Consider the following 2,516-nt stretch of genomic DNA (forward strand, 5'->3'; position numbering starts at 1 on the left):
CTGCATCAGCGAGCGGATATTGTGGGTGGGATTGTTGGTGGTGCAGGCTGAGTATTTGAACCCAGCGTCACTATGCCTGCGTGTCTTCTCGTCAAACATTTCTGCAATCGCAGTGTTTCGCCGCATATAGCGCATAAACCGCACACACAGCGCGAAACGGGCGTTGTGCTGCACACGACAGCGGCAACATCGACCTGACGCTTGTAGGCTGCGCTGTGACGCTGTGCTGGCGCTTTAGCAAAGCCCATGTCATTATATGCACGGATTACCAGCGACTGAGGCATAGATGGGCGAACATGACGATCATCCGTTGATGAAGCAGATACGGGCACGGGCAACACAGCAAGCACAAGCCAGCAGCACACCGAACTCAGCGGCAAATCAGCAGACAAGCAACGCAGCAGACGACAAGACAAAGAAGCATCCGCTGACCTTCAAGCGCAAAGACGACGAGACCAATGCTCAATATTATGCGCGAGGACAGCAGTGGATTGGCGCTGTTGATAAACGCAACAGGCGATACATCGCTCTTGCCGAGTTAGAGATACAGCTTCGCAACGGCAAGCATGTGCAAAACCGAACCCTGCAAACACATCTGACCCCAGCGCAATACGCAGCAATGCTGGCAGCTTGGGAACAACAGCAGTTGATACGCTCTGGCAGCAGCAAGAAGCCGCATGTGATCAAGTATTACGAAGCAGAACTAAACCGAGTGCAGCTGCAAGACATCAAAGCCAAAGACCTACACAAGCGCGGGCACACAGAAGGCGCTGCAGCGATTGAAGAACTGTGCAGAGCGCAGTTATTGGATCTACGCAACAAGTTTAACGCAGCCGTCACAGCCGACCCTACGCTGCAACAATGGCTGGATCGACCAATACCCGCAGCCAATAACACACTGAGCACGGATGATATGCCACGCTCCATTACCAGCAGCAGTAAAAGCAGCAAGGTCGTGCGCAAGAGCAAGGCGGACACTAAACTGGAAGCAGTGCAAGCAGCGATGCGGGAGTTAGAACAGGATTGAGGCTGACTGCACACACAGCACAGCCAGCCCCGTGCAGCATCAGCTCTTGCGCTTGTCTTCTTCAGCAGCCCAAGTCGCATCATCGCTGTCTTCAATAATAGCCTTGTAGCTGTTGAGCATGGCTTTCACAGCATCCAAGCTGTCATCAACATATGTGCTCATACCATCAACAGCACGACCGCCATACTTGGCTGTGAGCTTGCGCTTGCCATTCACAGCCTGCGGTGCCCACCAGAACTTAGCGTTTTCCGCATTCATATCGCCAGCATGTTCATAGTTGCCAATCTCTTTGATCATACGATCTGCTTGGCTTAGCAGCTTAGCGCGAGGGCCAGAGCTTGGATTATCCATCGGCGTCACGCCGTGTTTCTTTAGCAGTTCCTCAAGTGTAGGCATCAGCAGCTTCCTTCTGCATTAAAGTGGATGCTGAACACTATGTCGCAGTCACACTGTTTCAATAGCTGTGCTGGGAAGTTCTGGCTCAGTAAAAGGCTTGGGCTTACGAAGCACACTTGGAAGTTGATTGGGTGCTGTGAGCTTATTCGGCGACGGGGGCTTGGGCGCAGGCACTGGCTTAGCGCGAGGCATGCGTTTGGCAGCTGCACGGTTTTTCGGCTGCTGATCAACGCCATGTAGCTCTCGCGCTATATCTGCAGCTGTGCCTGTAATCAGTGCCAGTGCTGCCAGTCTTGTATCCACAGCCGCTTCACGCTCAATGCTGCGTATCACATTGAGTGCTCGCTGTATGTCAGTCACAGCACTCACAGCAGCTGGCATGGGGTTGCTAAATGACCACCCACATTCTGTAAGTAACTGACCACAAGATTTTGCAGCACAGGATTTTTCATGCACAGACCCCTTTTCGCTGTAGCTTGACCCGTGCTGCAGCATCCATAGCCACATAGCACTCAACACGCAGCTGTTCTAACTCCTCAGCCCATGCACTGTGCTTGCCCTTGCCATAGCCCCTCAGTTGCTTTGCAGTTGATGCCAGCTGTGCAGCACATGTTGCTAATGCATCAGCACTTGGCTCTGTCTCACTAAAGCGCAAGAAGCGCATATAGCATTCACTTTTGCCCAGCCACAGCTCGCAGAACTGTTTATGTGTGGTCACTATGCCTGCATCACGCAGCCTATCACGCACCTGTTCCAATATCATTTTCGCCACGCACACGATCTCCTACTTGTCCCGTGTATTTATCACTGGCTCAGCTATCTCAGTTTTGTGCAGTATATTTTAGGTGTATTGTTCTATGTCGTCTGTGCGCTCTTCGAGCACACACGCATCTGCAGCAGTGTTCGCATCGCTGTCGCTCAGCGCCACTGCTTTGCTGCATGAGTTTCTTCTTCAGTGATATATCAGCAGTGATTGATTGTTTTGTTTTCGACATTGCAAGGAGCAGTCAGATCAACGCCCATACAGGCATTGATCCAAACACACGGTGCATTGCACATCGCTTGCAGGCTGTATCGCTGAACCATTACAGGT

3 protein-coding genes are annotated in these 2,516 nt (G+C 52.0%); 1 reads left to right on the forward strand and 2 read right to left on the reverse strand.

Annotated features, from left to right (window positions below; translation table 11 throughout):
- Positions 1-286: 286 nt before the first annotated feature.
- On the forward strand, positions 287-1,027 hold the full coding sequence (locus KG698_RS15010; RefSeq protein WP_213686353.1) for a hypothetical protein: 741 nt from the start codon (positions 287-289) through the stop codon (positions 1,025-1,027).
- Between the two features lie 39 nt (positions 1,028-1,066).
- On the opposite strand, the gene KG698_RS15015 is transcribed toward KG698_RS15010, so the two are convergent.
- Positions 1,067-1,423 carry a hypothetical protein gene (locus KG698_RS15015; RefSeq protein ID WP_213686354.1) on the reverse strand — a complete coding sequence of 119 codons (357 nt, stop codon included), beginning with the start codon at positions 1,421-1,423 and terminating at the stop codon, positions 1,067-1,069.
- Between the two features lie 448 nt (positions 1,424-1,871).
- Positions 1,872-2,186 carry a DUF6626 family protein gene (locus KG698_RS15020; RefSeq protein ID WP_367114130.1) on the reverse strand — a complete coding sequence of 105 codons (315 nt, stop codon included), beginning with the start codon at positions 2,184-2,186 and terminating at the stop codon, positions 1,872-1,874.
- Positions 2,187-2,516: the final 330 nt, after the last annotated feature.

It is taken from the genome of Roseicyclus sp. (genome assembly GCF_018402035.1).
Taxonomy (GTDB): Bacteria; Pseudomonadota; Alphaproteobacteria; order Rhodobacterales; family Rhodobacteraceae; genus Roseicyclus.

Bases quoted from the DNA above. Each gene is read 5' to 3' on its own strand.
- KG698_RS15010 (WP_213686353.1), top strand. From the start codon at position 287: ATGGGCGAACATGACGATCATCCGTTGATGAAGCAGATACGGGCACGG.
- KG698_RS15015 (WP_213686354.1), bottom strand. From the start codon at position 1,423: ATGCCTACACTTGAGGAACTGCTAAAGAAACACGGCGTGACGCCGATG.
- KG698_RS15020 (WP_367114130.1), bottom strand. From the start codon at position 2,186: ATGATATTGGAACAGGTGCGTGATAGGCTGCGTGATGCAGGCATAGTG.